The following is a 26,229-nucleotide window of genomic DNA, read 5'->3' on the forward strand; positions in this document are numbered from 1 at the left end:
GGGCAGTCCCGGGCGCATTTGTGTTTGGAAGCGAATTAGCGTGATCAGAGGAAGCCAAGCTGCCGCATCAGATCGCCGATAACCTTCTCTTGATTTTCCAGGAAGGTTTGGAAATCGTCGCCGGGGTTGTGAATGTTCACCCAACCGTTGCGCGAACGAACTTCTTCCCATTCGGGCGTGTCGTACATTTTGGCGATGGCCTCCTGATAGGCCGCCAACTGTTCGGCGGGCAGACCCGGTGCCGCGAAGAACCCACGCCAGTTGACAAAGGTTGTGTCGTTGCCTTGCTCGACCATGGTCGGTGCATCCGGGTACGCATCCACGCGATCCGAGGACGTCACTCCGATGATACGGACCTCTCCGGCCTTGGCCAGCTCCACGGCTTCGGAAAAGCCGGTTGAAACCGCCTGTACTTCGCCAGACAGCAAACCCGCCATCGTCGCACCGCCGCCGTCATATGGGACATACTTCATCGCGACCGGGTCGGCGCCCGCCGCCTGGAACACCATCGCGGCAACCAGATGATCCATCCCGCCCGGGACCGAACCACCACCTACGGCAACGCCCGCGGGATCGGCGTTGAACGCCTCAATCAAGCCATTGACGTCTTGAATGTCGCTGTCCGCAGGAACAACCAGCGCCGCGTAGTCACCGATAGTTCCGGCAACCAGTGTCAGATCGCGGAAGCTTTGCGGGAAGACACCAGTCAATGAACGGATCACGATAGGCGTTGAGTTCACCATCAGCGTGCCGTGATTGCTGGCCGCGTTTTCGATCAGATAACCGATGGCTTTGCCACCACCGCCACCTGACATGTTCTCGTAGCTGGCAGTTCCAACAAGACCCGACTTGGTCAGCGCTTCACCAGTTCCGCGCGCCGTGCCATCCCAGCCGCCGCCGGCACCGCCAGGGATCAGAAAGTGGATGCTGTCCACGACCTGGTGACCATCAGCAGCCGCCGAGCCGACAAGACCAAACGCCGCAACAGCCGCAAGAAGGGCCCGACGGCCCAGTTCGAAATTCGACATAATGTCCTCCCAATTGACAACCGTCCGCACTACGGATCAGTTGATGTTGGAGAATGCACACCAACCTGACACAGACCTGTCACGCAGAAAAAATCGTTCCAGAGCGCAATGAAGTTCCTTCTTGTCGAAGACAATCTTGACCTTGCCAATGCCATCGCATCACGCATGCGAATAGATGGTCATGTCATTGATCATGCAGAGAAACTTGAAGACGCCTCGGCCTTTGTTGCGACCGGGGAATACGATCTTATCCTGCTCGATATCATGTTGCCGGATGGCGATGGCCGCACGTTCCTTGAGAAGCATCGCGCCAGTGATTTGGACACTCCGGTGATCGTCCTGACCGCCCGAAGCCAGGTGTCGGATCGAATCGGTTCGCTTGATCTGGGTGCTGATGATTATGTCACCAAACCCTTTGATCACGCCGAACTGGAGGCCCGTATCCGCGCCGTCCTGCGTCGCAGGTCCGGCAATGCAAGAACCAAGATCGAGATCGGTGGCGTCGTTTTCGACCCGGTCGCAGGCCACCTGACTGTCGGGGGTGAGGCCGTTACAATGCGCAATCGCGAACTGCGCCTTCTTGAACTGTTTCTCAACGCACCCGGCCAGATCTTTTCCAAGAACAAGCTGTCCGATCGGTTGTTTTCCTACGATGAGGACGTTTCGGAAAACGCGATCGAGGTTTACATTGGACGCCTTCGCAAACATTTGTCAGCCTCGAAGTTGAGGATCACGACATTGCGTGGCCTTGGCTACCGATTGGACCAAGATGGATAGCGTTGCGGTATCAGGATCGCTCAGAAATCGGTTGGTACTGATCCTGATCGGAGGCGCCGCGGTTCTCGCACTGGTCTTGTTCTTCGCCGTCCGAAACTTTGCGGTGCAGGTGGCGCAACAGGGTCAGGACAACATCCTTGACGCTTCGGTCACGTCGATGCTGGACGCCGCCACAATTCGGGATGGCACGGTTGAGCTTGACCTGCCCTACTCGGCGTTTTCGATGCTAAGCACCCCGGCCGACGACCGCGTGTTTTATGCAATCCTGCAGGACGGCCAATTCCTGTCGGGCTACGAGGACCTGACATTTGCCGATGATCAGACATTTCAATCCGACAATATTCGCGGTTCAGACGTCCGGAAAATCAGCGCAAGCCGCACCTTGATCGGGGCGAACCGACGAACAGAAATCCAGATTGTCCTTGCGCAAACGCAAGACGCTCTTTCCGAAACACTCGACCAGATTTCACGAAATGCTGCCCTTCTCGGTATCGGCTTTTTTGCGCTAGCTGCTGGACTTTCATTTTGGGCGACGTCGACCACAATTGGCCAGCTTGGCAAGCTGACGACATCCGTCGCGCGACGGGGGCCGCAGGACCTGAGCCCGTTCGCCAAACCAGTGCCACGGGAAATGGCGCCACTGGTCAAGTCGCTCAACTCGCTGATGGGACGGCTGGACCAGTCCCTAAGCCAGTCCGAGGACTTCATCGCAGAGGCTGCGCACCGAGTCCGCACGCCACTTGCAACCGTCCGTTCCTACGCGGAAGCCACGTTGCAGCGTGTTGAAAAAGAGGAAAATCGCGAAGCCATGCGGTCGATGGTGAAGGCCATCGACGAAAGTTCTCGTGCGGCAGGTCAGCTTCTGGATCATGCGATGATCACATTCCGGGCCGATCATCTGGAACGGCACGAGATCGACCTTGTCGAACTTGTGCGCGATCTGGTTTTGCGCCTGACGCCCATCGTGGAAATGAAAGATCTTTCTCTTTCTTTGGCAGGGGACGCGCACGTTCGTTATGCCGGGGACGCGATTTTGATCCAAAGCGCTGTGCGAAACTTAATTGACAATGCGATGAAATACGGACCTGTCGAAAGTGAGATCGAGATCACGGTTTCGAGCAAACCGACCCCCCGGATCACGGTGTGCGACCACGGGCCCGGTTTTCCATCTCATGAAATCGAAACTCTGACCACGCGTTTTCAGCGTGGAGCAAATGCCTCGAATACCATCGGCTCTGGACTAGGACTGACGATCGCGCGGGATGTCGCATCGGTCCATGGCGGCCAGCTAATTCTGAAAAACCGACCGGAGGGTGGCGCGTGCGTAACCTTATCGCTCTAGGTTTGATCTGGCTGTGCCAAGTCGGATGGGCGCAGGACTGGGAAGATCGGCAGATCTTCAACGAAACCCAGGCGACCACGTCCCTGCGTGTAGTCTCAAGCACAGACACGGACTTGTTCGCGCCACTGATCGAAGCCTTCGTCGCCAGCAATCCGGACGTGGCCATCGAATACCTGGTCACCGGAACAGCCGATATCGACCGGCGTTTTCGTGAGGAGCCCGAGGCTTTCGATATTGCCATTTCCAGCGCCATGGATTTGCAGTTGAAACTCACAAACGATGGCTACGCCCTAGCTCTGGAGGACCTTTCACATCCGGCCTGGGCGCAATGGCGGCAAAGCCTGTTTGCCTTCACCTCTGAACCAGCGGCCATTGTCATCAACCGCGCCGCCTTCAAAGGGCTCCCAATCCCGCAATCCCGGCAGGAGCTGATCGAGACGCTGCGTGCGCACCCAGACATATTCAGAGGCCGCATTGGAACCTACGACGTTCGCCAATCCGGTTTGGGCTATCTTTTTGCGACGCAGGACGCGCGGGCGTCCGAAACGTTCTGGAGGTTGATGGAAGTGATGGGCTGGCTTGATGCCCGGCTTTATTGTTGTTCGGGCGAGATGATCGACGACCTTACCAACGGAAAAATTGCGGTCGCCTACAATGTGCTTGGCAGCTACGCCGAAGCGCGTGCCGAAAGCCAGGACATCCTTGAAATTGTGCTGCCCTCTGACTACCCGACAACAATGATGCGGACAGCGTTGGTTTCAAGGGCATCCGGTGAACCGGCAACAGCCCGGCGGTTCATCGAGTTTGTTCTGAAGTATCAATCCAACCCCACGGACGGAGCGCATACTCTGCCGCCGCTTCAGGAAAGAAAGAACGGCACGGAACACGCAACCATTGCGCTTGAACCAGCCTTGATGACATTTCTGGATACCCTGAAGCGAAACAAGTTTCTTTCAGAATGGGAAAATGCGCTGATACATAAATAAGATCGCTTGGCGGTGGTCAGTTTTTCCTGTGTCCGAACATTGGTCGATCTTAAGGGTCTGATCTATTTGGGCTCCTGCCAGACTTCGAAACATGCGCAGCATTTCGTGCACTTATTCCTCTTCAAGGACGCTTCGCGGTGATGGTTCAACACGGGCCACAGTTTCCCACTTTGCGTTCATAGCCAACAATGTTGCCCTTTTGATCCAGAGAGAAATCACAGCAATTCTCGAAAAGTTTGCGCAGTTGACGACGGCTGGCCTGCACCTGGGACTTCAATGTTGAGTAGCTGACACCGTGTTCGGCCGCTTGATCTTTTTGCGATACGCCTTGCAGGTCTATCCTGCGTAGCAGCTCGCCCATTTCAGGCGGCAGAGCATCTATGAATGGTGCAACACAATTCTCCAGCACATGCTGGTCATTTTCATCCAGATCGCCGTACCAAAGGTCATCCGGATGAACAGATTTGTGCCGCCCTCTGCTTCGATAAAAGTCAGTGATCGTGTTGCTCGCAATCTGAAACAGCCACGATTTCAGGCTTTTGACCTCATTTGGACCGCTCATGCCCTGGTGGGCTTTCAGCAGGATCACTTGAAGCAAATCCTCTGCATCTGCCTCGTTCGATACTTTTGAGCGAAGGAAGGCAAACAGGCTGGCCCGGTATTCCGAGCAAACACGTTCGATATCTGGTTTCGCTTGCGCCATTCGCGGCCACCCCATCACTGCCAAAACATATCCCTCAAGATCAACTTGTTGGAAGGTTTTTTCCCAATAGGTTCGTCTTTTTGCATCGCTGGTCGTCTTACAGGTCGGATCAACCAGAAAGGACTTCACCCATGATCAAGATCGTCAGTTTCAAGATCTGCCCGTTCGTTCAGCGCGTCACCGCGATGCTCGAAGCGAAGCAGGTTCCCTATGATATTGAGTACATCGACCTGAAGAACAAGCCCGCGTGGTTTCTCGATAGCTCACCCACCGGCCAGGTTCCTGTATTGATTACCGAAAACGGCCAGTCGCTGTTCGAATCCGATGCAATCATCGAATACATCGACGAAATCACGCCGCCACTCCAGGAGAACTTGACGCCTGAGCAGCGAGCGACCAGTCGGGCCTGGAGCTATCAGGCAACCAAACACTATCTGGTTCAATGCAGCACGATGCAAAGCGCCAACAAAGAGGTTTTGGACGAACGCATGGCCAAACTCAGAAAATCCTTCCAAAAGGCCGAGCGCCAGTTGGGTCAAAGACAGTATTTCTCGGGCGATACGATTGGGAACGTGGATATCGCCTGGCTCCCTCTGCTGCATCGCGCGGCTATTGTTGAGGATCACAGCGGCTACGACATGCTCTCGGATTTCCCGAAGGTGAAGGCCTGGCAGCAAGCGCTTTTGAGAAGTGGAATTCCTTCGAAATCCGTGCCTGACGACTTTCACCAGAAGTTTTCTGACTTCTATCTGGCCGAGCGGACGTGGCTGGGGCGTGGGACCAATCCGAACGATGTCCCTTGCGAACCCGCACAAACCAAATCGGGTGCGTGCTGCGGATAACATGACGCGTCGGATCCTGCCCATTTGCCATCTGCAAATGGGCAGACGCATAATTGGACAGAAAAAACAGCGGACATGAGGGTGAAATGAACTGTTGGGTCGCGGGCGCTATCGCAAAGATCAATGCAGATGCACACAGGTCGGCGGATACACACCTGTTCAAACTGCCGGTTCCGCATCTGGAAGGCGTGGACATCTACCTGAAGGACGAAAGCACACATCCGACGGGCAGTCTCAAACATCGGCTGGCCCGATCCCTGTTCCTCTACGCCTTGTGCAACGGCAAAATCAAAGAAGGCACAACCATCGTCGAGGCGTCATCCGGCAGCACGGCGGTGTCCGAGGCCTACTTCGCGCGTATGATCGGCGTTCCCTTCATCGCTGTAATCCCGAGAAGCACCGCGCATAGCAAGATCAGAATGATCGAGTTTTTTGGGGGCCAAACGCATTTCGTAGACTCTGCACCGGAAATGCACGGCGCATCGGTTGAACTTGCCAACTCCATTGGCGGCTACTTCATGGATCAGTTCACTTATGCAGAACGGGCCACCGATTGGCGCGGCAACAACAACATAGCGGAAAGCATCTACCGTCAGATGGAATGTGAACCTCATCCAGTGCCTGCGATGCTGGTGATGAGCGCGGGCACCGGCGGGACGTCGGCCACGCTCGGTCGTTTCATTCGCTATAAAGGGTATGATACCGCCCTGACCGTCGTCGATCCGGAGAACTCTGTGTTCTACGACAGCTACCTGACGGGAGACCGAAGCCTGACGTCTGAAACCTCCAGCCGGATCGAGGGCATTGGTCGACCCAAAGTCGAGCGTTCATTTCAACCAGATATCATCGACCGCATGATCAAAGTGCCGGACGCAGCAAGTGTCGCCACGATGCTCTGGCTGGAAAAGCGGATCGGACGACGTGCCGGCGCGTCGACGGGAACCAACCTTTGGGGTGCGTTGCAGATTGCAAACGAGATGATGGACGCCGGCCGGAACGGCTCGATCGTCACCCTGCTGTGCGACAGCGGAGATCGGTATCTGGATACGTATTACGATCCAGATTGGGTCAAAGCACATATCGGGGATGTCCAGCCCTTCGCCCAGAAACTGGCAGGTGAACCAAGCTGAGGCCAGGGCTGTTCAACAATGCCTCAACGATCGACTTTAGACACTGTAAACCAAGGCTATGCGTCCGTTGTTTCAATGCGCGGACCCAAAGCGGACCCTGGCTGGCCGTACCGAACCTGTGTCAAAAATCCAGAAGCCAAGAATTCAAACCCCGGCCAGACGCCAATCATGCACGCCTGTGCGACCACCCCCTTCTGAATGACGTTGGCGCCTCGCCGTAGCGTTTTTTGAACCGCACCGTAAGCTGTGTCGCGCTGCCAAAACCTGTCGCGGCCGCGATTTCGGCAACCGTCATCTCAGTTTCGCTGAGCAATGCGTAAGCCCGCGAAACGCGCAGTTCGATATAAAACTGAACAGGTGAAGTTTCGACATATTTTTGGAAAAGACGCTCCAACTGGCGACGAGATATCTGCACGGCTTCGGCTATTTCAGAGATATCCAACGGATCTTCCAGGTTTGCCTGCATGATCTGCATGGCGTTGATCAGGTGCTGGTTGCGACTGCCCAATGCCACCGAGAAGGCTGATTTCTGAAGCGTTTTACTATTGTTGGAGCGAAAGTGGATGCACATGTCTGACACGATTACCGCCAGTTCGTTTCCAAAATCGGATTCGATCATGTCCAGCATCATGTCGGTAGCGGCATGGCCACCACCACATGTCATAAGCTCATCGTCGATCTCGTACAAGTTTGCCGACGGTTCCAAATCATGAAAATGTTCGGCAAAAGCAGGATGGTTCTCCCAATGCAATGTGAACTGTCTGCCTGCCAGAACTCCGGCTTTTGCAAGGGCAAAAGCTCCTGTGCAAATACCACCCAGATTACACCCAAAGGTTCTCTGACGCCTGATCCACGCCAGAACTTTCGGGTTCGTACTTTCCGCCGGTTCAATTCCCGAACACACAAGCAGTCGCGAGGATCTCGGTAGATTATGCAAGGCAGAATCCGGCGTAATCTCTATCCCGTTCGAACAAGAAACCGGCCTTCCGTCCTCCGTGATCAGAAACCACCTATACAGTTCCTTGTTTGTAACCTGATTGGCGATCCTCAGGGGTTCCACCGCAGCGCTAAAGGCCAGCATGGTCAGCTTTGGCAGCAACAGGAAATAGATTTCCCTGGCCGACCCATCATAGTCGATACGATAGCTGGCGGCGCCCTTTGGAACAAAGTTTCTTGGGTTCATTTTCGCTGCTCCCAGCTTGGATCAGGACGGATGAAGGGCACCAACACCCATTGAGTTTTGGTGCAGGACGGTCAGGCGCTCATCTGCGCAACAGGTTCACCGCTTTCCTCCCAGGACCGTATCCCATCGTTGCTCGCTCTGGGTCAGAAGAGCCCGTCATGGCATAAATGATACCAATGACTGGCGACGGCCAGCAAGCAAGCAAATGCGAGCGGAATATACAGCAGGTTTACGAAATTGCCGTCTGCGATACCCAAGCCAAGCGCCGCGCTAACGAACGCACCTCCCGCATTCAAAGGGATCAGCGGAGAAACCAATGTCCACCTTTCTCAAGGCCACGTTACAAGTTCAACGGGGAACAGCCCATGGCGCGACAGACCGGCGCATACATTCGCCCCGGCAGTGCGATTGACAAATATGGATCACCCGTAACGGTATTGGTGGCAACGGATCTCAGGACCGCCGAGGTCGGAACACCGGCGAAGGTCTTTTCCTTTGAAAGGACCACTTTGATGATGGCTTTAAGGCAACTCACGCGTTCAAGCGCTCTGCCGAAACCCAGGGCCACCAGCACCAATGAGATTGGCCACATCATCGACTGAATGCCGCTGCGGTTCAAAAGGAGATCAATCTCAGGAAACCCGGTATTGATCAAATAGCCGTTCTTGCCGAAAGTGAACGCTTCAAGCAGTCCGGCCGCCTGAAAAAAATGGCCATGGAGCCGCCCGCAACAGTCCAGCAAACAGCGACGAGATTGGAGGTTGTTTCATGACGGCCAGTATAATGACCAGAACAGCCGGAACGCATCATCCAGCGCGGTCGTGATTGCGTGAATAAGCTCTAACGAAACCTGAGACGTATCGATCAAAGTGAAGCCGAAGACAAAATAGATCACTGGCGCGAGCGCTATATGGTCCTACCGGAATATTGGAGTTCGTTGGGGCACTTGCGCAGGCATGATGCATTCCTACGCTAATGAAAAGACAGTCATGACAAAACTGTGGGATATGTCCGAAGAAGCGACAGGGTTCATTTGAGCGCTTTGAGCTTCACTGGCGAAATACAGATCTTCAAGCAACGTCCTAATCTGCCAATTTCCGCACGACCCAGCGCCGCATTAGCGTTTCCAACACGCGGAGGTTGGCCCACCCTTGGTTTCGAATACTAATATGGCACCAATCGCAAACCGTCCAAGACAACTCAACCAATATTCAAAGACAGATAAACTGCGGAAACAGGTGTAAGTGGTTTTATCCCGGTCCTGGCTAGGATTGCACTCAACGAACTGGAAATCTGTTCCGGGAGGCTCAGTTCCGCCACCATTGTGAGGCTCCTTAGGTCTGCCAATATAGCCAACATATCGAAACTGATATGGTTGCCGGTAAGAGACTGAATAGCCAGGGGAAGTGCCGTTCTTGAGACCGGAAAGAGTGGTATATGGAGCGTTGTTTCGCTAGACGCTGCCGAGGGGCCGTATTCATTCCAAAGCGGGCCTCGTGGCTCAGGAAACGAACGGCAAGTTTGTCCGCAGAGTCGTCATTAATGCACTGCACCGAGAATGACCCTTTTGCGGACGAACCAGACAGTCGGGCCGCAAGCTTCAACGTCGAAAATCCAACCGATTGTGGTTTTTCATCCTAACCGTATCCGCTGCGTTGAAGCTTCCTCAAAGCAGACATTGATTGAAGTCGCTGCATTCCAGTATCACCGACGTTGCGAGCATTCTCATTAAGCGCATCATGAGGAAGTTGAAGTAGGCCAACACCGGGGAACGAAGCTGCCGTTCCCCTCTACGTTTGCCTTGGAGTCAGCACCATCAGCGAAATCACACCAAGGGTAGGCTGCGGTCATTCTCTATTGACCCGATTCAGTGGTTTAACTTCACCCAAAACAGAAATTGGTATTTCAACCAAATCCAGAGGCACGTGGCCAACCTGTGCTCTTTCCTACCTTTCGCCGACTGGTATCAAAGTGCAGAAATAGCTACCTTCCCGGCGAAAAGATATATTCTTGCGATCGGTACGAAAATAACAATTGAGTTCGCCGACTAGTTGATTTCAGGAGCGTTTCTCTCGGGTCTTAAACACCTCGATTTCCTCAGGCAAGCCGCGAACAGAATGATAGCCGGCTGACTGGATTTTTCGCGTCATGTGCTCGGCGACGCTCTGTGCCACCAATATCTTTTCGTCCAGTTTCTTACACAGGTCCTGAACCCGACTAGCCACGTTCACAGCCTGACCGACGACCGTGAAATCCAAACGGTCCGGACTGCCGATGTTGCCAAAGGTGACGCGACCGAAATCAATGCCGACTACGAATTTGATTGGCTCTTTTATCTTTTCGACTGCTGCATCGTTGTAGTCGCGCAGATTGGCCAGGGCTTGTTCTGCCGCCTGTACCGCAGATCTGCACGAGGCTGCCGCATCGTCATCAACGTTGAAAATAGCGAGTATGCCATCCCCCATGAATTTAAGAACATCACCCCCATTGTCCTGGATGGGTGACACCGCCATCTCGAAATACTCACCCATCATGCAAAGCAAGTCGCTTTCGGACCAGGATGAAGCTTTCTCAGTGAAACCGCGCAGATCCGCAAACAGGATTGCGGCAGAAACTGTTCTGTGTTCGTTGCGCTTTATGTGCCCCTGATCGATTTCTTCTGCGGGGCCGTGCCCCAGATAGGTTTGAAGAAGGCTCTTTTGCGACTGGCGTATCGCAATGGGTTCCAAAGCAGCGGCAAGTGCGTATCGCGTGTCTTCGATGTATCGGATATGCGAGTCCGAAAACCCAGCATCTGCGTTAGAGGTAAAACTGGTGCCCTGAACCGAGCCGTTTCCATGTTCTAGCGGGATGGCCAGAAAATCGGTGGCGCCTGCTTCGGCCAGCTCGGCATAGACCGGATGTTCTGCCTGGACATTGAGATCGGTCAGACGCTTGCGCAATGGGCGCCGCTGGGTGACGACATATTCGAACGGACTGCCTTGCCACGCACTGGTCGACAAAACCGTGGTCGGTACGGTGTAACGGCGGGTTTCCTCGGGTGTCCAGATGATCCCCCACGCGCTGAGCAAAGGGTTAGAGTAATTCTGTGCAATCCTTGCGCGGGCCAAAGGTACGCCAAGCGCGGTCAATCCTTCGCAATACCCTTTGACGATGAGCCTCTCGTCGCCCAGCAGGCGACCATCGGAAATCAACCAGTGGTTCAGGCGATCAATCTCGGTCACTGGGCTCTCACACTCTTGTTCCGCGCTGATAGTTTACCCGTCACTGGTAGTTAGAAAACCCGCGCCGGCTGGAAAAACCTGTGCTTTTATGCCGGGCGCAGGATAGGTCGGCCTCAGCTTACTGCCGCTGCCAGTGAGGGGTCGCCTTCCAATTGTTTGAGCAAACGGGCCTGTCTCACCTTGGGGTCCAGTTCGGGGTCGCTCAAATACGCCAACATATGGGGGACGTTCGCGTCAATCTGCTCCTGAGTGGCCACAGCCATGCCATGAGCCACGAACGGCCTTAGATACGTCATTCCGGCCAGGTTCGCTGTCTGTTGGAACGGTTTCAGAAACTCGGCCATCGTAAAGTTGTTGTATCCGCCTGCGTGATAGCTGTGCTCGGGACCTCCGGTCGAGACAAGGATGAGGAACTCACGACCTTTTAGTTGGTCGCCGCCCGGCCCATAGGCAAAGCGATAGTTCAGCACCTGATCCATCCAAGCTTTCATCACCGGGGGTGCTGAATACCAGTAGAATGGAAACTGGAACACGATCCGGTCATGGGCCAGCAAGAGGGCCTGTTCGGCTTCGACGTCAAAACGCATATCGCCGCGGCCAATGGCGGCCAGATCGCGGGTTGTCACGTCGGCGGCCTCTGAAAGTGCGTCAAACCAGGCGCGGTTGATGCGCGATTTGCCCAGGTCCGGGTGAGCGGTGAGTACGAGAGTTTTCATGTGTCTGCCTCTTGCAGGAACTTAGCGGAATAATGAGTGATCAGCTGGCGGCCATCTGTGCGGGTTTCGAAGCGCCAGTGTTCCTGAACGCGGGCTTCAATGTGGTCTCCTGAAACGGTCGTGGCACGAAACAGAACTTCGAACTGTGCGGCACCGGGCTTGATTGCAACCTTGCTAACGTGATGCTCGGTTGGGCGCTGTAAAGTCTCAAGCACGCCACGATACCAGGCCCGCACGCGGTCATGCCCGCTGAGTGTGGTGTCGACGTCAGGCATGTCCCAGTGCACGTCTGGGTGGAGATCAGGCAGGAATTCTCCGATCGGATCCAGCTTGTCAAACCGGGCAAACCAGTCTGCGATGAAACTGCGGATTTCGGGGTAATCGGGCACTTGAAACACCTGTTAATCGTTTATTTGGCCAGTCGCTCAGGGACCGGAGCCAGCGAGTATTGGGACCAGAAAAACGTGTTTGCCGCATCCTGATCGGCGGACAAGTTGGTTGCTTCGACGATCTTGCCATTCTCAATCCGATAGACGAGGGCCCATGTGGTATCGACATTCGGTTTGCCGTCTGCGTTCGACCAGCCACGGTGGATATCAACCACATGGGTCTCGTCCGCTCCGAAATAGATGGGTTCAGCCTGAAATCCGGCTTTGCCCAGTTGTTCGAAGAAGGCCAGCACCTCATCACGACCAATCTTAGTTCCGGACAAGGGGTGGCGGCCCGGGATGTGCCATTTGACGTTTTCGTCCATCACGGCTGCGATGCCGTCCAGATCACTGGTGCCATAGGCGGCAAAGAAGTCCTGTACGACTTTGATATTGGCTTCGGGGGATGCGGCCATGGCGGTATCTCCTGCGATCAAAGCAGCGGTGAGGGCAGCAACTTTGGTCAGACTGTTCATCTTGTGTCCTCCTGAATACTTGGTGACAGCCTTCTGGGCTGCGATGACACAAAGATAATAACTCCGGTCGCACGTGATAATTCACTCTTCATTCACCTCTTTCATGTATACAGTCTAATAATGGAGTAATTCGGGGACACGATGCGCCTGCCACTTTCCACCCTTGAGATCTTTACCGCCATCGCGCGCCATGGGTCGTTGCGTGCTGCGGCAGAGGTGCTGGGCATCAAACCGTCGACCGTCAGCCATCAGCTGAAAGCGCTGGAAGAACAGCTGGGCACCGCGCTTTTTGTCCGGACGACCCGCTCAATCAGCTTAACAGAATCCGGACGGGCCCTGATCCGTGGCGCAGGCCCTGCCTTCGACCAATTGTCCGAAGCAGTCGAAAGTGCCCGAAGCACCGGTCACGCCGCGCGGGGCACGTTGAAACTGGCGATGCCGGAATTCGCCTACCACCTGTATGTTGGTCCGGCGCTCAAGAGTTTTTGCGGCGCATATTCAGAAATCGAACTGGAACTGTCGCTGACCGATGCGCTGTCAGACATACTCGGCGAGGAGTTGCATGCTGGATTCCGTCTGGGGGATCGTGTGGCGCAAGACATGGTGGCGGTGCGGTTGACGCCGCCGCTTCCGGTGACCGTTGTCGCCAGCCCGGACTACTTTGCGGCACAGGGTATCCCGGAAACGCCGCGTGATTTGCTTGGGCACAACTGCATCCGCTATAGATTTCAGTCTTCAGGTCAGATTGCGCCATGGAGTTTTCAATCGAGCGAAGGGGAGTACTCTGTCGATGTGCAAGGCAATCTGATCGCGAACGCTCTTCCAGCTTCTGTCGATCTGGCCAAGCGAGGACTGGGACTGGCCTATACCTTCAAGGCCTATGTCGACACGCAGATCGCAGCAGGAGAGTTGCAGCCGGTTCTGGATGACCATTTGGCCCCCACCCCAGGAATTTTCATGTATTTCCCGCGCGAGTATAAATCTATGATGACCTTGAGGTTATTCATCGACCACATAAAGCACCAGCAACCTGTTTGACCCTGCACGCTCAGACCTCACATATCGAGTATTGCAAGCCGGAGCCGCTTTTTGCCCCTAAGATACGCTGATATCTACCCGTCAGAACCTTTGCTGAACAGCGATGCGATGCAGCGCCCTTCGGCGGCTGGTTTGATGTCAGTGCGTTATTTTCGGGCCGAACCTGATCGGATGCCAGAGGAGGTGTTTGCGGAACACCATGTCCTTTTGAACCTGCAGGAAAAGGGGCATCGCGTGCAAAACTGGCGGGACGGCACGCTACGGGATTTCACCTTTTGCAAGGACGAGGTAATCGTGACCCCAGCAGGCATGAGGTCGGGGTGGCGGTGGTACGGTCAGTCCGACGTTATTGTGGTCACCTTGCATCCAGACAAGGTTCAGCGCTTTGCCCAAACTGAGCTTGGCACGTTGTTGGCGCCGGAACAGTTTCACGATCAGCCGCAGTTTTCCGATCCCGACTTGTGTGCTGCTGGCGTCATTCTGCGCGACGCGCTTGCAACAGACGATATGTCCTCGGCGGTGATGTTCGAGGCAATGAGCCGGGTATTTCTGGTCAAACTGCTGCAGAAATACGGCAAACGCCGTGCTGAAGAGGTCGAACTGTCCGCGCGTTTTTCATCTCAGCACTATCAACGGGTGCTGGCCTATGTGCAGGACCGTTTGGATCAGACAATCACCGTCGATCAACTGGCCCACGAGGCGGGCATGAGTCCCTCGCACTTTGCGCGAGTCTTCAAGGAGACGCTCGGCTCGACCCCTATGCAATATGTCATGGCTTATCGGGTCGAGCAGGCGATGAAAATGATGGAGAACCCTGCGCGCGCTTTGGGTGACATCGCTTTGGCCTGTGGGTTCTCGGACCAGGCGCATTTTACGCGCAGTTTCAAACAGGTGGTGGGACAGACCCCGCGCGCGTTCCGCGCGGCAAATGCCGTCTAAAGCAGGATCTTTCAAAAACGCGGCAGTCCGGTGCAAGTATCGCTGCCTTCATCAGCGTATCTCAACTGCCATCGGGCTTGCGCCCATCCAGACAGATTTTGGGAGATATCGCTATGAACACCCTCGCCCTGAACACCGCCGCAGCGTTGATGGCGTCAACAGCAGCCGTCGCGCAGGTTGAAACCCGCACCGTCACCTTCGAGAACGAAGGCGCTATCCTGTCAGGCACGCTGTACCTGCCGGAAGAGCGCGGAGTTGAACCGCTGCCGACGGTCGTCGTGACCGGTGCATGGACATCGGTTCAGGAACAGATGCCCGCCAATTATGCCCGCGAGATGGCCGAGCGTGGTTTTGCGGCCTTTACCTTTGATTTCCGCGGTTGGGGCAAATCGGGCGATCTGCCGAAGAACGTGCGCTTCATTGAAAGCCCCGAGGCCAAGACATCGGACATCAAGGCTGCCATCGCATTCGTCGCGACCCTACCCGAAGTGGACGCAGATCACATCAATGGTCTGGGGATCTGCGCTTCGGCCGGGTACATGGTCGATGCGGCCTCCGGCAATCCGCTGGTTCAGCGGCTGGGCTTGGTTGCACCATGGTTGCAGAATGAAGAGATCGTCGAGGCAGTCTATGGCGGCGCAGAAGGTGTCGCCGGGCTGATTGAGGTGTCCCACGCCGCCGAGGCCGCAGGGGGTCAAATCATTCCTGCAGCAGGCCCCGAGGGTGCCGAGGGCGTTCTGATGCCAATCGGCGGATACTACTATGAGGCCGACCGTAGCGCGATCCCGGAATATGACGACAAGTGGAACAATGCGGGCTGGGAAGGCTGGCTGAACTATCACCCCGCCGACAATCCGCAGCGTTTAGACAAGCCATTGGCCATTGTGCACTCGGAAAGCGCGGCGATCCCGCAAGGCGTACAGACCTTCCTTGCTGGTTTCGCAGGCGAGGCGACAGCGCAATGGCTGGAAGATGTCACGCAGTTCGATTTCTACGACAACCCCGAGGATGTCACCCGTGCGGCAGATACCGTCGCTGACCACTTCCGCGCCGGTTCGAGCAACTAAGCCCTGTCCGGACGCCGAGTAATCGATCGGCGTCCACCCTCATCTATTCGGAGCATCCTCATGCGTAGAAAACTCACATCGACTCTTGCTGCCGTCTCCATGATCGGAACCGCGGCTCTTGCTGAACAACAGGTGGATATCTCGACCGCCATTACCGACATCGCAGCAGGTGCTGACCGCCACGACTGGACCCGCGTATCGGCCCGGTGCAATCGTACAGCATTGCTAGCGTGCTAGACCCCGGCTTGCCGGATCAGGACCAAACGGCCAACCTTATTCTCGACTACGCGTCAGACACACCTCAGATTTTCCGATCTCGGGGTCTGATGACTGAACCATTGGTGATTCAGAAGAAGGGGTATGGAGGATTCCTCAGCTTCGTCTGGGAAGGCATACGACATATCCTCGAAGGGTTGGATCATGTTTTGTTTGTTGTGTGTTTGGTCATTGGAGCGCAGACCCTCAGGGCGCTATTGCTGCGTGCAACCGGTTTTACCGTTGGGCATAGCGTAACGCTGTCGCTGGGGTTTTTCGGGTTTATACCATCGGGCGCGTGGTTTGTTCCTGCCGTAGAAACCGGGATCGCGCTATCTATCATTTTTGCTGCCGTCGCAGCGTTTATGAGTTTTAAGGACAGCGCGCGCTCTGAGGTCACGATGGTGCTTCTGACAACGCTGATTGGCCTCTTGCACGGGCTTGGGTTTAGCTTTGTGTTGCACAAGATTTTGCAGGTTGCATCCCCAAACATCTGGCAGAGCTTGCTTGCATTCAATCTTGGCGTCGAGCTTGGCCAGGTCGCCATTATTCTTGCGCTCTGGCCTGCCTTGATAATGTGTCGACGCGTGAACTCCAGTTTGTGGATGTCCCTACGAGTGGGCTTAGCCGGTGGATGCGCGGCTATCGCCTTCTATTGGACCTTTCAGCGAGTTGCCGAGGTTTACTCCACGCTGGCTTAAGGTCATTGCGATGGCGCGTGCCGTGATGGCCGCCTGGGAGAAAAGCGCACATTCGGCTGTTCCGTAGCATAAGACAGATTGGGCTTATACCGGTCAGTCAGTGAATTCTGCTCAAAGTCTACTTTGCAGTCAAAGCAGCCGATAGATTCACATAGCACATTGCAGACTAGTCTCCGCTAAGATTTAGGCGACCTGCATTAAGCCAATCTGACAACTCTGTTCTTTCGTTAGGGTCAGGTGGGCCCGCAAGAGTTGGAGGGTCAACAGGCAATGGACTGTCTGATCCAATGATCTCTCGAACACCTACGGCATCTTCCGAAACATTCCAAACAAGCATGTCCTGAGCCAAAGTGAGCGGGCCGTCGTAGGTCTTTCGAATTGCTGCAATTGTGTCGGGAGCAATATCGAAATCGGCAAATGTATGGTATGCAATCGCGTGGCGCGGCTCGATCATCGAGAATAGTTTTCCGCACGCGTCTGGTGGCGTGTGAACCACCGTTGCCACTAGTCTGGCGCGTTCAGGGTCGTAGTTTTTGATATCGATGAATTGTTGGACCGTTAAGTAGCATTCGTGAATGACAAGATCAGCTTCTTTAGCGTTTTCCACGAACCACTTGTTCGGGTTGGTGTCACCAGAATAGACGAATTTAAGTCCTTTCCACTCCAAGCTGTAGGACACTGAACCGTCTATGCCGTGGATTGCTGGCCAAGATCGAATGACAACACCATCGCTTTCATAAACTACTTGTGTCTGAGAGTAGTCGAACTCTGTCACCGACAGGTGTCCACCTGCCGATGGCATATTCCCGCGTCGGCCTGCCACGTCCCAAGCCAACATTTGCTGGAGGCCATCCATGGCCGCAGCGGTCCCGTATTCCGGCTTTAAGCCACTTGGTCCCCAAACCTGCAGCGGAACCGTTCGGTTCGACACCCAGCCACCCACAAAAAGTGCATCGAGGTCTCCAATATGATCTACGTGCAGGTGGCTAATGAACACTTTGTCGAGATAAGTGTATGGGATTTCCAATGCGGCTAAATTTGCTAACGAACCGGTTCCGACATCGAAGAGGAACTTGTCGCCATTGCCAAGTTCAACCAACCACGACGCTGACGCTTGGGAATGTCGAAAATTAGGTGTTCCAGTTCCCAGCGAGATAACTCGCATCTCCGCTTCGCCGAGCGGCTCTGTGTTTGGATAATAGAACTTTCTCTCTCCGGATGAACCAGCTGAAGCAGCGCCGCAGCAAACCGATGCAAATATAAAACTCAATGCCGGTAGTAATCTTAGACGCACAGCTTCCTCCGACTTGCTGACGCATTCCATCGTACAACTAAATCACTTCATTCCAAAGTCGGACGTCTGCTTTAGGCTCGGGGCAGACGTTCACGAATTTGTCGCGAGTGACTGATAGGCGGACGAAATGCGCTTTTGTCGCGCCGAACAATAACTTTCGTTTGAGACATGCATTTAAAGGAATTGCGCAGCTACCTAAATGTTGTTTGCACCGGCTTTCTTGAAGCTGGAGGACGAACGGCCCGCTACGCACGATCTGTTATCGCCGCGGTTAGCGAAGCATTCGCCATACGCGGCGGCGACACAGGGCCCATGCTCCTGCCCCCAAAACAATCACGCAGAGTACCCCTTTCGTCACGTCCTCCATCGCACCCTGAATTAGCCACGCGTGTACGACAGTGCCCGTGACGATCACGACCGCCGCCACGCTATGGCCGAGGCGCCAGATGCGCAGTCCCAGTTGCTTTCTCGCGGCAGCAAGAATGGCGGTTGCGAAGAGGGCCCACATTGCCACCGCACCCCAGACGGAAAACGGAGTCGGAGAGCGGAACAGCAAGACATCCACCACGTCCGGCGGGCTCGTGACCCAAAGACCCGCCACGTGTAAAACTACCGCGAAAACCAGCGCCGTTCCGGTCCAGATATGGATGCGCCGCGCCGGGATCCCCGGAAGTACGCCGGTGATTAGAAGAGGCTGAACAAGCAAAAGCGCCAGTCCGACGATCCCAGAAAATCCGGCAATGACATAGAGCGGCTCGCGCCATTGCAGAAGCGGGCTTTGCGCTGCGGCGATCAAGGGCACGGCAATTGCCAAGGCTAGAGCCCCCCATGCGACCACGCCGCGCAACAAGGTCATCAGACAGGACGCAGAACGAACTCAACATGCAGGCTCGTGTCCGATGCCCGCTCCATCACAGGCCGCAAAAAAACCGTCTCGAATCCGCCATCATCGTATTCGGCATCGTAAGCCAGATGCCCATGCGGCTGACCGAAGGCGGGTACAATCTGTGGCATCTCGATGCGGAATACGCCGTCGGCGTCGGTGAGCGTCGCGCCATGAGACCGCGCGTCCCGTTCGTGACCTTCGGTCGTATGGGCCCACACCTGAATGCGCCGGCCGGAAAGGGGCGCACCGTCGCCCGCGCGTCGCACGGTTCCAGTGGTCCAAAAGCCGCCATCGCCGATCCTTTCCACGATCGGGGCGCCAGGGCGGTAATTGTTGGCTCCTCCCCGCATCGTCGGAGTGGCCGCAACGGACTGCCCGCGTGCTGGCAAGATCAGGCCGGAGGCACCAATGAGAAGCGCGGCCCCCGCGGTTGAAACGATAGCTCTTCGGGTCAGGTATGGGGTTGTCATGTCGATCTCTCCCAACTGCAGTTTCAAATACGTACTTCTGCAATCTCTCATATGTATACAGGTGGAGGGGCCATTCAAGCACAGCACACGGGGAATTCACCGCGATTTCTGCGCGATCTGGCTGGCCAGCGAGGTACGTACGGAACCAGGCCACCATGCGCTCTTCGGCAAGACGAGCGGCCTGCTCATGGTAACGCGGCGTAGCGTCTTTGTGAAAGCCGTGGTTCACGCCGGTGTAGATATGTGCTTCGTACTGCTTGTCGTTTTCCTCCAGCGATTTCTGGTAGTCCGGCTACATGGCATTTACCCGCTGGTCGTCGCGCCTGCATTGATCATTTCCAGAGCCGGCTCAAAGTATCTGAGCGCAGAGCCTGCCGAGTACTGGGGCAACATCGTTCGACCCAGAGGTATGTCCCGAAAGGGCGTTCGGATGAGGAGCATCTGGTTGCCGACATGATTTCACTGGCCAGGCAGTTCGGTCGCTATGGCTATCGGCGGATCGCGGCTTTGTTGAGAGACGCAGGCTGGTCTGTCAGCGATGGTCGGGTTGAACGTCTGTGGCGACGAGAGGGGCTGAAGGTTCCGCAAAAGCAGCCAAAGAAGGGGCGGCTCTGGTTGAATAACGGATCATGCGTCAGGTTGCGGCCTGAGTATCGGAACCATGTCTGGAGCTATGACTTCGTGCATTGTCGAACCGACGATGGCAAAGCTTTTCGGAAGCTGAACATCTTAGACGAGCACAACCGTGAATGTCTGGCGATCCGTGTGAAGCGCAGGCTGAACTCGACGGACGTGGTCGATGTTCATACCGACCTGTTCATCCTGCGTGGCGCTCCCGCCTTCATTCGGTCGGACAATGGCCCTGAGTTCGTTGCACTGGCGGTTCGGGACTGGATCGCAGCTGTCGGCGCACAGACCGCTTACATTGAGCCGGGATCACCTTGGGAGAACGGATATTGCGAAAGCTTCAATGGGTGGATGCGGGATGAACAGCTCAACGGTGAAATCTTCTACAGCCTGCGTGAGGCTCAGATCCTGATCGAGCAATGGCGGAAACACCACAATACTAATAGACCACACAGTGCATTGGGCTATCGCCCACCAACTCCAGAAACGATTATGCCAACGGAAACCAGCCCAATCATGCACTAACAATCAACTCGGACCAATCAGATCGGGCTGCTCACGGAGCCTTTCCGAGATTTTTGCCGCAGCTTTGACGACCGATGCCGCAAGGGTTTCCAGCTTCGTGTCGGGAAACCTCGCAATAGGGCCGGAGACTGAAACGCCCGCGACAACATTTTCTAACGAGTCGAAGACAGGCGCAGCAATACACCGCATACCAGCGAAACGTTCTTCATCGTCCAATGCCCATCCACGTCGCCTGGACTTGCTCAATTCTGCCTTCAAATGCTGTATGTCAGTGATTGAATTGGGCGTCTGACTTACAAGCGTCAGTGGTGCCAATAGATCCTCTAGCGAGGAATCTTCCATAAACGCCATTATGGCTTTGCCAACACCTGACGTGTGAAAATAGGATGCGGTACCGTTCTTGATAGATGCCCTTATTGGGTTTTCGGATTCCACCTGAACAAGGTAGAGTAACTCTCCACCTTCTTCGATAGCCAGATTTGCAGTTTCGCCGGTCTCTTTTGACAGCATCCGCATCACCGGCGGTGCGACTTCCAGCAAAACTGAACCTTCTTCAAAGGTGCTACCGATCCGATATGCTTGTGGCCCAACGCGCCAACGACCCTGCCGGGTATCGTTAACGACCATTCCACTCTTCTGAAGTGTGGTCAGCAACCTGTGTACTGTTGCAGTTGGAATTGTTGTATGTCCGGCGATATCTGCAAGCGTCGCACCACGCGTATCCGCCAAGAAAATCAACACGCGAACCCCACGATCGAGTGCCCCAACGAGAGATCCTACAGTTTTCTCCTCATTGGCCTTCAGGCGTGGGCGCCCCCGGCGATTGGCGTTTTTCTGCTCTCTCATAATGCGTGCAACCAATGATCTATAACGTGGCTCCATACTCTAGCTCTTTCATGGGGTCAAAAAAATGAAAAATAATAAATCACATAATTTCAATGTATTGGGATGTATTGATCGCTCATAAAGAAGGGATTTCCAAATTATTTTGAAAAATTTGAAATCTGGCTTATCGTTAGAACTGTCCGCTGGAGGGCGGATTGGTGCCAATGCTGTAGATTAATCGGCGACGGCCCAGTCAAGGGAGGAAACATGACAAAATCTTTGAACCGCAGAAGTTTTCTGCGTGGCTCTGCTGTTGCGGGCGCCGGCGCGCTTGCAGCCCCGGTTGTCCATGCGCAGGAAGGAACCAACCTAAAGATGCAAGCTGCCTGGGGCGGTGGCATCTTTCTTGAAAACGCGCAATCCTATGTAAACCGAGTGAACGAGATGTCCGGTGGCAAACTGACCATTGAGCTGCTGCCTGTGAACTCGGTCGTAAAAACAAGTCAGATGCAGGACGCGGTTCATCGCGGCGTTCTGGATGCCGCACACTACGTGCCGGCCTACTGGTACTCAAAATCCAAAACCGCGTCGCTCTTCGGCACCGGTCCCTGTTTTGGTTGGTCAAGCCAGGAGGTTCTGGGTTGGGTAAACTACGGCGGAGGTCAGGAACTTTTTGACGAGCTGATGGGCATTCTCGGGCTCAATGTCGTGTCGTTTTTCAACTCGCCCATGCCGGCACAGCCATTGGGCTGGTTCAAAGAGCAAATCACCAGCGCTGATCAGATGAACGGCCTGAAATACCGGACTGTTGGTCTTGCGGCAGACGTTCTGCTTGAGATGGGAATGTCGGTCGTACAACTACCGGGCGGAGAAATTCAGCCTGCAATGAAATCTGGCCTGATCGACGCGGCTGAGTTCAATAACCCGACATCAGACCGCGACTTTGGAATGCAGGACGTGTCCAAGCATTACCATTTGGCGTCATTCCACCAAAGTCAGGAGTTCTTCGAGGTTACCTTCAACAAGGACAAGTACAACGCCCTTGCGCCAGAACTGCAAGCAATCCTGAAATATGCTTCCGAGGCTGAAAACTCCAACTTCTATTGGAACAATACCAAGCGTTACGCAGACGATCTGGTAACGCTGGCCGAAGAGCAGGGTGTCAATGTTTATCGTACACCCGACAGCGTAATGCAGGCTCAATTGGAGGCATGGGACGTTGTGGTCGACAGGATCTCAAACGAGGATCCGTTCTTCGCCAAGGTGGTCGACAGCCAAAAAACCTATGCGAAGACCGTTATGAACTACCTCAACCTCAACCAGCCGGACTACAAGCTGGCTTACAAGCACTACTTCGGTTGAGGCCTGAGCATCTCTGAAAACGGGAAGTCGTGTTTTTACCCGGCTTCCCGAACCCGGGCAGAACAGGCGAGGAACTGACCTTGATCAAGACAATTCACGCCATCGAAGGGCTAAGCCAATGGGTCGGCAAAGCCTTTGGATGGTGCATACTAATTCTGACACTTTCTGTGTCTTACGAAGTGTTCGTCCGGTACGTGCTGAACAAGCCAACCGTCTGGGCGTTCGACATGATGGTCCAAATGTATGGCGCGTTATTTCTTATGGCCGGTGCTTACGCTTTGGCGCAAGACGCGCATGTTCGGGGCGACGTTCTTTACAGGCTGTTCTCTGTCCGCTGGCAGGCGCGTGTAGATTTTGTGTTGTACATCCTCTTTTTCTTTCCAGGCATGTTCGCTCTGTTTTGGTACGGGTGGGAAATCGCCAAGGATAGCTGGCGTTATGAAGAGGTCAGCTGGAACAGCCCTGCCCGAATCCAAATCTACTTTTTCAAAACTCTGATCCCAGTTGCTGGTTTCTTGTTGATGCTGCAAGGACTTGCGGAAATGGCGCGATGCTGGCTGGCGATGCGGAATGGCGTCTGGCTTGAGCGGTTGGATGACGTGCGCGAGACCGAGGACATGTTGATGGAAGAGACCATCGACAAAATTCGGACCACGGGTACCAAAGAAGGAGGCCGCAACGATGACTGATCCTCAGGTCGCCATCTTGATGCTCAGCCTCTTCATAGTTTTGGTGCTGCTAGGCTTTCCAATCGCGTTCACACTGCTCGCTATGGGTGTTGGATTTGGGTATTACGCCTATTACCAATCCGCGCCGGAGAGCATTGCGGATATCTTCAACAACAACATCTTCTATCTTCTCAACCAAAACACCTACTCGGTGATGGAGAACGACACGCTTGTTGCCATCCCATTATTCTTATTTATGGGATACGTGGTTGAACGAGCGAACATCGTCGATCGCCTGTTTTTCTCGCTGTACATGGCTGCCCGAAATCTACCCGGGTCACTGGCCATTGCCGCACTTATGACTTGCGCTGTGTTTTCGACGGCGTCAGGGATTGTTGGTGCGGTTGTTACCTTGATGGGCCTGCTGGCCTATCCAGCGATGGCGAATGCGGGGTATCAGCGTAGCTTCGCCTCTGGTGTTATCTGTGCAGGCGGAACTTTGGGCATTCTTATCCCGCCTTCGATTATGCTGATCGTTTATGCCGCGATTGCTGAGCTTTCGCCATTGCGGTTATATGCTGCTGCGGTTTTTCCGGGACTGCTGCTGGCAGGGTTGTATATCGTCTACGTGATGGTTCGGGTTTGGTTGAATCCATCGCTTGCACCGAAGCCTCAAGAGGAAGACATTCCGCCAAAACGCCAGATCTATATGGACTTGCTGGTATCATTCGTACCGTTGACCGTTTTGATCATGCTGGTGCTTGGCTCCATCCTTGGAGGTTTAGCGACACCGGCTGAAGCAGCTGCAATGGGCGCATTGGGCGGACTGGTGCTAGCGATGCTCTACCGGTCGCTCACATGGGACAAGGTTAAACAAAGCGTCTTCCTGACAGCTAAGGCCACCGCAATGGTATGCTGGTTGTTCGTGGGTTCATGGACCTTTGCCTCGATCTTTTCCTATCTCGGTGGACACGATGTTATCGAACATTGGGTCGTTGGCATGAACCTGCAACCCTGGCAGTTCCTGGTGCTTGCTCAGTTGATCATCTTCCTGCTTGGCTGGCCGCTGGAATGGTCCGAGATTCTCATCATCTTCGTGCCGATCTTCCTGCCTATGTTGGAGACCTTTGGGGTCAACCCGTATTTCTTCGCGATGCTGGTTGCTCTGAACTTGCAGACCTCGTTCCTGACACCGCCGATGGCTATGTCAGCGTACTACCTAAAAGGTGTACTCAAGAACCAGATCCAACTTATGGAGATCTTCAAGGGTCTGATGCCTTATCTGGCCATCGTGATCCTCTGCATGGTGCTGATGTACCAGTTCCCGGGCATCGCGCTTTGGTTGCCTGACTACTTGTTCGGGGTTTGGGTGCCATGACCAAGCATGATCTCTCATTGTTCTCGGCGGTCCAATCCGCCGAGGGCATACGGGACGGGCGTTTTTCTTCCGAAGCACTTGTTGAAGACTGTCTCAAGCGTATTGAAGGGACCGACAGTGTTATTCGCGCGTGGGCTTTCCTTGACGCGGGCTTAGCGCTGGATCAGGCGCGGGAGATGGATCGCATCCGAAAAGCGGGCCGGGCAACTGGTCCACTGCATGGTGTGCCCGTAGCTCTGAAGGACATTGTCGACACAAAGGATATGCCCACCCAGCGAGGGACACCGATCTTTGCGGGTCGACAACCTGAAACAGATGCAAGGCTAGTTGAACTACTTCGAGAGTCTGGCGCTGTCATCATGGGCAAGACCAAGACGACCGAGTTTGCCTTTATGAATCCGACCGACACCACCAACCCCTTCGACCCGAATAGAACACCTGGGGGGTCATCAAGCGGATCGGCCGCAGCCGTTGCGGCCAGGCACGTGCCTTTGGCTATTGGTACGCAGACCGGCGGCTCGGTCATCCGTCCCGCCTCTTTCTGCGGCGTATACGGCTTCAAGCCATCCCGCGGAATGATCTCGCGCAGTGGGGTTTTCAGGACGTCGGTTTCTCTGGATCACGTTGGAGGATTTGCCAACTCGCTTGAAGATATCGCTTTGCTTACAGATGTGGTGACCGGATATGACCAACGCGATCCCGCCAGCTTTGCCCGACCGCGAGCGAATATGCTGACCGGCGCGCAGGCGGATGTTCCGGTTGAACCGAATATTGCCTGGCTGGATTTTCCGTTCAACGACCGCCTTGATGCAGATGCCCTTGAAGGGCTGAACGCTGTGATTGACAGCCTAGGCGGTAGGGTTGAGCACTTTTCAGTATCCCCTCAACTGGCTGATCTCATCAACGTTCACAAAACGATCTATGACTACGAAATTCGCCAGAATATGATGGAAATTTCGAATGCACATTGGTCGGAAATCAGCGCCGAGATGCAATATGCTATCAACCGCGGCGCAGATCTCAGCGAGGCCCAATATGAAGACGCCTTGGCCGTCATGTTATCTGCTCAAGGCTTTTTTGCAGAGTATTTCAATGAGTTCGACGCAATTTTAGCCCCTGCAGCAATAGGCGAAGCTGTTCCATTGAGTGCGGGACACACAGGAGATTCCGTTTTCTGTCTGACCTGGACACTTGCGGGTTTGCCATGTCTCACGCTGCCTTTGCTGGTTGGGCAGAACGACCTGCCCATCGGCGTCCAGTTGATTGGGGCTGTCGAAGAGGATGACCGACTTTTACGCACTGCATCATGGGTTCAACGCAGCGTAAGAGCACAGGAACAAAACGGAGAGTAAACGTATG

General features: G+C 54.7%; 26 protein-coding genes and 2 pseudogenes. 15 read left to right on the forward strand and 13 right to left on the reverse strand.

The genetic code is table 11. The annotated features are described in order from the left end of the window. Window positions 1-44 precede the first annotated feature (44 nt). Complete coding sequence (locus AC2FIR_RS17715) at window positions 45-1,028, reverse strand: tripartite tricarboxylate transporter substrate binding protein (protein ID WP_170613885.1); 984 nt, start codon at window positions 1,026-1,028, stop codon at window positions 45-47. A 108-nt stretch (window positions 1,029-1,136) separates the two neighbouring features. On the opposite strand from AC2FIR_RS17715, the gene AC2FIR_RS17720 reads away from it, so the two are divergent. Genes AC2FIR_RS17720 through AC2FIR_RS17730 form a run of 3 tightly spaced genes read left to right on the forward strand, consistent with a single transcriptional unit; the run spans window position 1,137 to window position 4,133 of the window. Further along, window positions 1,137-1,805: a response regulator transcription factor gene (locus AC2FIR_RS17720; protein ID WP_170613884.1), complete on the forward strand. Its 669-nt coding sequence runs from the start codon at window positions 1,137-1,139 to the stop codon at window positions 1,803-1,805. After that, the gene (locus AC2FIR_RS17725) at window positions 1,798-3,147 is read left to right on the forward strand and encodes a sensor histidine kinase (protein ID WP_480914568.1); all 1,350 of its coding nucleotides are present in this window, start codon (window positions 1,798-1,800) and stop codon (window positions 3,145-3,147) included. The genes AC2FIR_RS17720 and AC2FIR_RS17725 overlap by 8 nt, the downstream gene beginning before the upstream one ends. Continuing rightward, window positions 3,126-4,133, forward strand: coding sequence for an ABC transporter substrate-binding protein (locus tag AC2FIR_RS17730; protein WP_480914482.1), 1,008 nt, complete (start codon window positions 3,126-3,128; stop codon window positions 4,131-4,133). Before AC2FIR_RS17725 ends, AC2FIR_RS17730 begins: the two co-directional genes overlap by 22 nt. Before the next feature lie 145 nt (window positions 4,134-4,278). On the opposite strand, the gene sigZ is transcribed toward AC2FIR_RS17730, so the two are convergent. Beyond that, window positions 4,279-4,965: an RNA polymerase sigma factor SigZ gene (sigZ, locus tag AC2FIR_RS17735; RefSeq protein ID WP_496747088.1), complete on the reverse strand. Its 687-nt coding sequence runs from the start codon at window positions 4,963-4,965 to the stop codon at window positions 4,279-4,281. A gap of 2 nt (window positions 4,966-4,967) precedes the next feature. On the opposite strand from sigZ, the gene AC2FIR_RS17740 reads away from it, so the two are divergent. Then, window positions 4,968-5,678, forward strand: a complete 711-nt coding sequence (locus tag AC2FIR_RS17740; protein WP_496747086.1) for a glutathione S-transferase family protein — start codon at window positions 4,968-4,970, stop codon at window positions 5,676-5,678. An 86-nt stretch (window positions 5,679-5,764) separates the two neighbouring features. Next, the gene (locus AC2FIR_RS17745) at window positions 5,765-6,808 is read left to right on the forward strand and encodes a PLP-dependent cysteine synthase family protein (protein WP_480914477.1); all 1,044 of its coding nucleotides are present in this window, start codon (window positions 5,765-5,767) and stop codon (window positions 6,806-6,808) included. A gap of 166 nt (window positions 6,809-6,974) precedes the next feature. On the opposite strand, the gene AC2FIR_RS17750 is transcribed toward AC2FIR_RS17745, so the two are convergent. The 6 genes from AC2FIR_RS17750 to AC2FIR_RS17775 form a co-directional block, all read right to left on the reverse strand. Further along, window positions 6,975-7,991, reverse strand: coding sequence for a GlxA family transcriptional regulator (locus AC2FIR_RS17750; protein ID WP_496747085.1), 1,017 nt, complete (start codon window positions 7,989-7,991; stop codon window positions 6,975-6,977). A gap of 340 nt (window positions 7,992-8,331) precedes the next feature. Then, entirely contained in the window at window positions 8,332-8,733 is a 402-nt protein-coding gene (locus AC2FIR_RS17755; protein ID WP_496762816.1) for a Na+/H+ antiporter NhaC family protein, read from the reverse strand. 1,315 nt (window positions 8,734-10,048) lie between these two features. After that, window positions 10,049-11,215 (reverse strand): adenylate/guanylate cyclase domain-containing protein, encoded by a 1,167-nt coding sequence (locus AC2FIR_RS17760; RefSeq protein WP_496747083.1) that lies wholly within the window; start codon window positions 11,213-11,215, stop codon window positions 10,049-10,051. Window positions 11,216-11,328: 113 nt separating this feature from the next. Continuing rightward, window positions 11,329-11,931, reverse strand: coding sequence for an NAD(P)H-dependent oxidoreductase (locus AC2FIR_RS17765; protein WP_170613878.1), 603 nt, complete (start codon window positions 11,929-11,931; stop codon window positions 11,329-11,331). Further along, window positions 11,928-12,320, reverse strand: coding sequence for a nuclear transport factor 2 family protein (locus tag AC2FIR_RS17770; protein ID WP_496747081.1), 393 nt, complete (start codon window positions 12,318-12,320; stop codon window positions 11,928-11,930). The genes AC2FIR_RS17765 and AC2FIR_RS17770 overlap by 4 nt, the downstream gene beginning before the upstream one ends. Before the next feature lie 20 nt (window positions 12,321-12,340). Further along, entirely contained in the window at window positions 12,341-12,835 is a 495-nt protein-coding gene (locus AC2FIR_RS17775; protein ID WP_496747080.1) for a nuclear transport factor 2 family protein, read from the reverse strand. Between the two features lie 141 nt (window positions 12,836-12,976). On the opposite strand from AC2FIR_RS17775, the gene AC2FIR_RS17780 reads away from it, so the two are divergent. The 5 genes from AC2FIR_RS17780 to AC2FIR_RS17800 all read left to right on the forward strand — a co-directional run bounded on the left by AC2FIR_RS17780 (window position 12,977) and on the right by AC2FIR_RS17800 (window position 16,835). Beyond that, window positions 12,977-13,873 (forward strand): LysR family transcriptional regulator, encoded by an 897-nt coding sequence (locus tag AC2FIR_RS17780; RefSeq protein ID WP_496747078.1) that lies wholly within the window; start codon window positions 12,977-12,979, stop codon window positions 13,871-13,873. Between the two features lie 51 nt (window positions 13,874-13,924). Continuing rightward, window positions 13,925-14,812, forward strand: coding sequence for a helix-turn-helix domain-containing protein (locus AC2FIR_RS17785; RefSeq protein WP_496747076.1), 888 nt, complete (start codon window positions 13,925-13,927; stop codon window positions 14,810-14,812). A gap of 113 nt (window positions 14,813-14,925) precedes the next feature. Continuing rightward, entirely contained in the window at window positions 14,926-15,879 is a 954-nt protein-coding gene (locus tag AC2FIR_RS17790) for an alpha/beta hydrolase (RefSeq protein ID WP_496762818.1), read from the forward strand. 60 nt (window positions 15,880-15,939) lie between these two features. Then, window positions 15,940-16,116, forward strand: a complete 177-nt coding sequence (locus tag AC2FIR_RS17795; protein ID WP_496762820.1) for a hypothetical protein — start codon at window positions 15,940-15,942, stop codon at window positions 16,114-16,116. Between the two features lie 89 nt (window positions 16,117-16,205). Next, entirely contained in the window at window positions 16,206-16,835 is a 630-nt protein-coding gene (locus AC2FIR_RS17800) for a HupE/UreJ family protein (RefSeq protein ID WP_496762822.1), read from the forward strand. Window positions 16,836-17,001: 166 nt separating this feature from the next. On the opposite strand, the gene gntH is transcribed toward AC2FIR_RS17800, so the two are convergent. The 4 genes and pseudogenes from gntH to AC2FIR_RS17820 all read right to left on the reverse strand — a co-directional run. Continuing rightward, a complete protein-coding gene (gene gntH / locus AC2FIR_RS17805) occupies window positions 17,002-18,129 on the reverse strand; it encodes a guanitoxin biosynthesis MBL fold metallo-hydrolase GntH (protein ID WP_496747059.1) in 1,128 nt (375 codons plus the stop codon). 271 nt (window positions 18,130-18,400) lie between these two features. After that, complete coding sequence (locus tag AC2FIR_RS17810) at window positions 18,401-18,985, reverse strand: ferric reductase-like transmembrane domain-containing protein (protein ID WP_480914439.1); 585 nt, start codon at window positions 18,983-18,985, stop codon at window positions 18,401-18,403. Next, complete coding sequence (locus AC2FIR_RS17815; protein ID WP_480914437.1) at window positions 18,985-19,485, reverse strand: twin-arginine translocation pathway signal; 501 nt, start codon at window positions 19,483-19,485, stop codon at window positions 18,985-18,987. The genes AC2FIR_RS17810 and AC2FIR_RS17815 overlap by 1 nt, the downstream gene beginning before the upstream one ends. A gap of 142 nt (window positions 19,486-19,627) precedes the next feature. Further along, window positions 19,628-19,759: pseudogene (locus AC2FIR_RS17820) on the reverse strand (dienelactone hydrolase family protein); the annotation flags it as partial. Between the two features lie 32 nt (window positions 19,760-19,791). Between AC2FIR_RS17820 and AC2FIR_RS17825 the strand changes: the two are divergent. Continuing rightward, window positions 19,792-20,637, forward strand: a pseudogene (locus tag AC2FIR_RS17825) (IS3 family transposase); the annotation flags it as partial. Window positions 20,638-20,640: 3 nt separating this feature from the next. On the opposite strand, the gene AC2FIR_RS17830 reads toward AC2FIR_RS17825, so the two are convergent. Beyond that, a complete protein-coding gene (locus tag AC2FIR_RS17830; RefSeq protein WP_496762824.1) occupies window positions 20,641-21,519 on the reverse strand; it encodes an IclR family transcriptional regulator in 879 nt (292 codons plus the stop codon). A gap of 210 nt (window positions 21,520-21,729) precedes the next feature. Here AC2FIR_RS17830 and AC2FIR_RS17835 point away from each other — a divergent pair, with 210 nt between their 5' ends. The 4 genes from AC2FIR_RS17835 (at window position 21,730) to AC2FIR_RS17850 (ending at window position 26,222) form a co-directional block, all read left to right on the forward strand. Continuing rightward, complete coding sequence (locus tag AC2FIR_RS17835) at window positions 21,730-22,824, forward strand: TRAP transporter substrate-binding protein (RefSeq protein WP_496762827.1); 1,095 nt, start codon at window positions 21,730-21,732, stop codon at window positions 22,822-22,824. 80 nt (window positions 22,825-22,904) lie between these two features. Beyond that, window positions 22,905-23,513 carry a TRAP transporter small permease subunit gene (locus AC2FIR_RS17840; protein ID WP_170682794.1) on the forward strand — a complete coding sequence of 203 codons (609 nt, stop codon included), beginning with the start codon at window positions 22,905-22,907 and terminating at the stop codon, window positions 23,511-23,513. Continuing rightward, the gene (locus AC2FIR_RS17845) at window positions 23,506-24,870 is read left to right on the forward strand and encodes a TRAP transporter large permease (RefSeq protein WP_496762830.1); all 1,365 of its coding nucleotides are present in this window, start codon (window positions 23,506-23,508) and stop codon (window positions 24,868-24,870) included. The genes AC2FIR_RS17840 and AC2FIR_RS17845 overlap by 8 nt, the downstream gene beginning before the upstream one ends. Beyond that, the gene (locus AC2FIR_RS17850; protein WP_496762832.1) at window positions 24,867-26,222 is read left to right on the forward strand and encodes an amidase; all 1,356 of its coding nucleotides are present in this window, start codon (window positions 24,867-24,869) and stop codon (window positions 26,220-26,222) included. Before AC2FIR_RS17845 ends, AC2FIR_RS17850 begins: the two co-directional genes overlap by 4 nt. Window positions 26,223-26,229 lie beyond the last annotated feature (7 nt).

The sequence above is a fragment of the Ruegeria sp. CDSB136 genome (genome assembly GCF_059610965.1).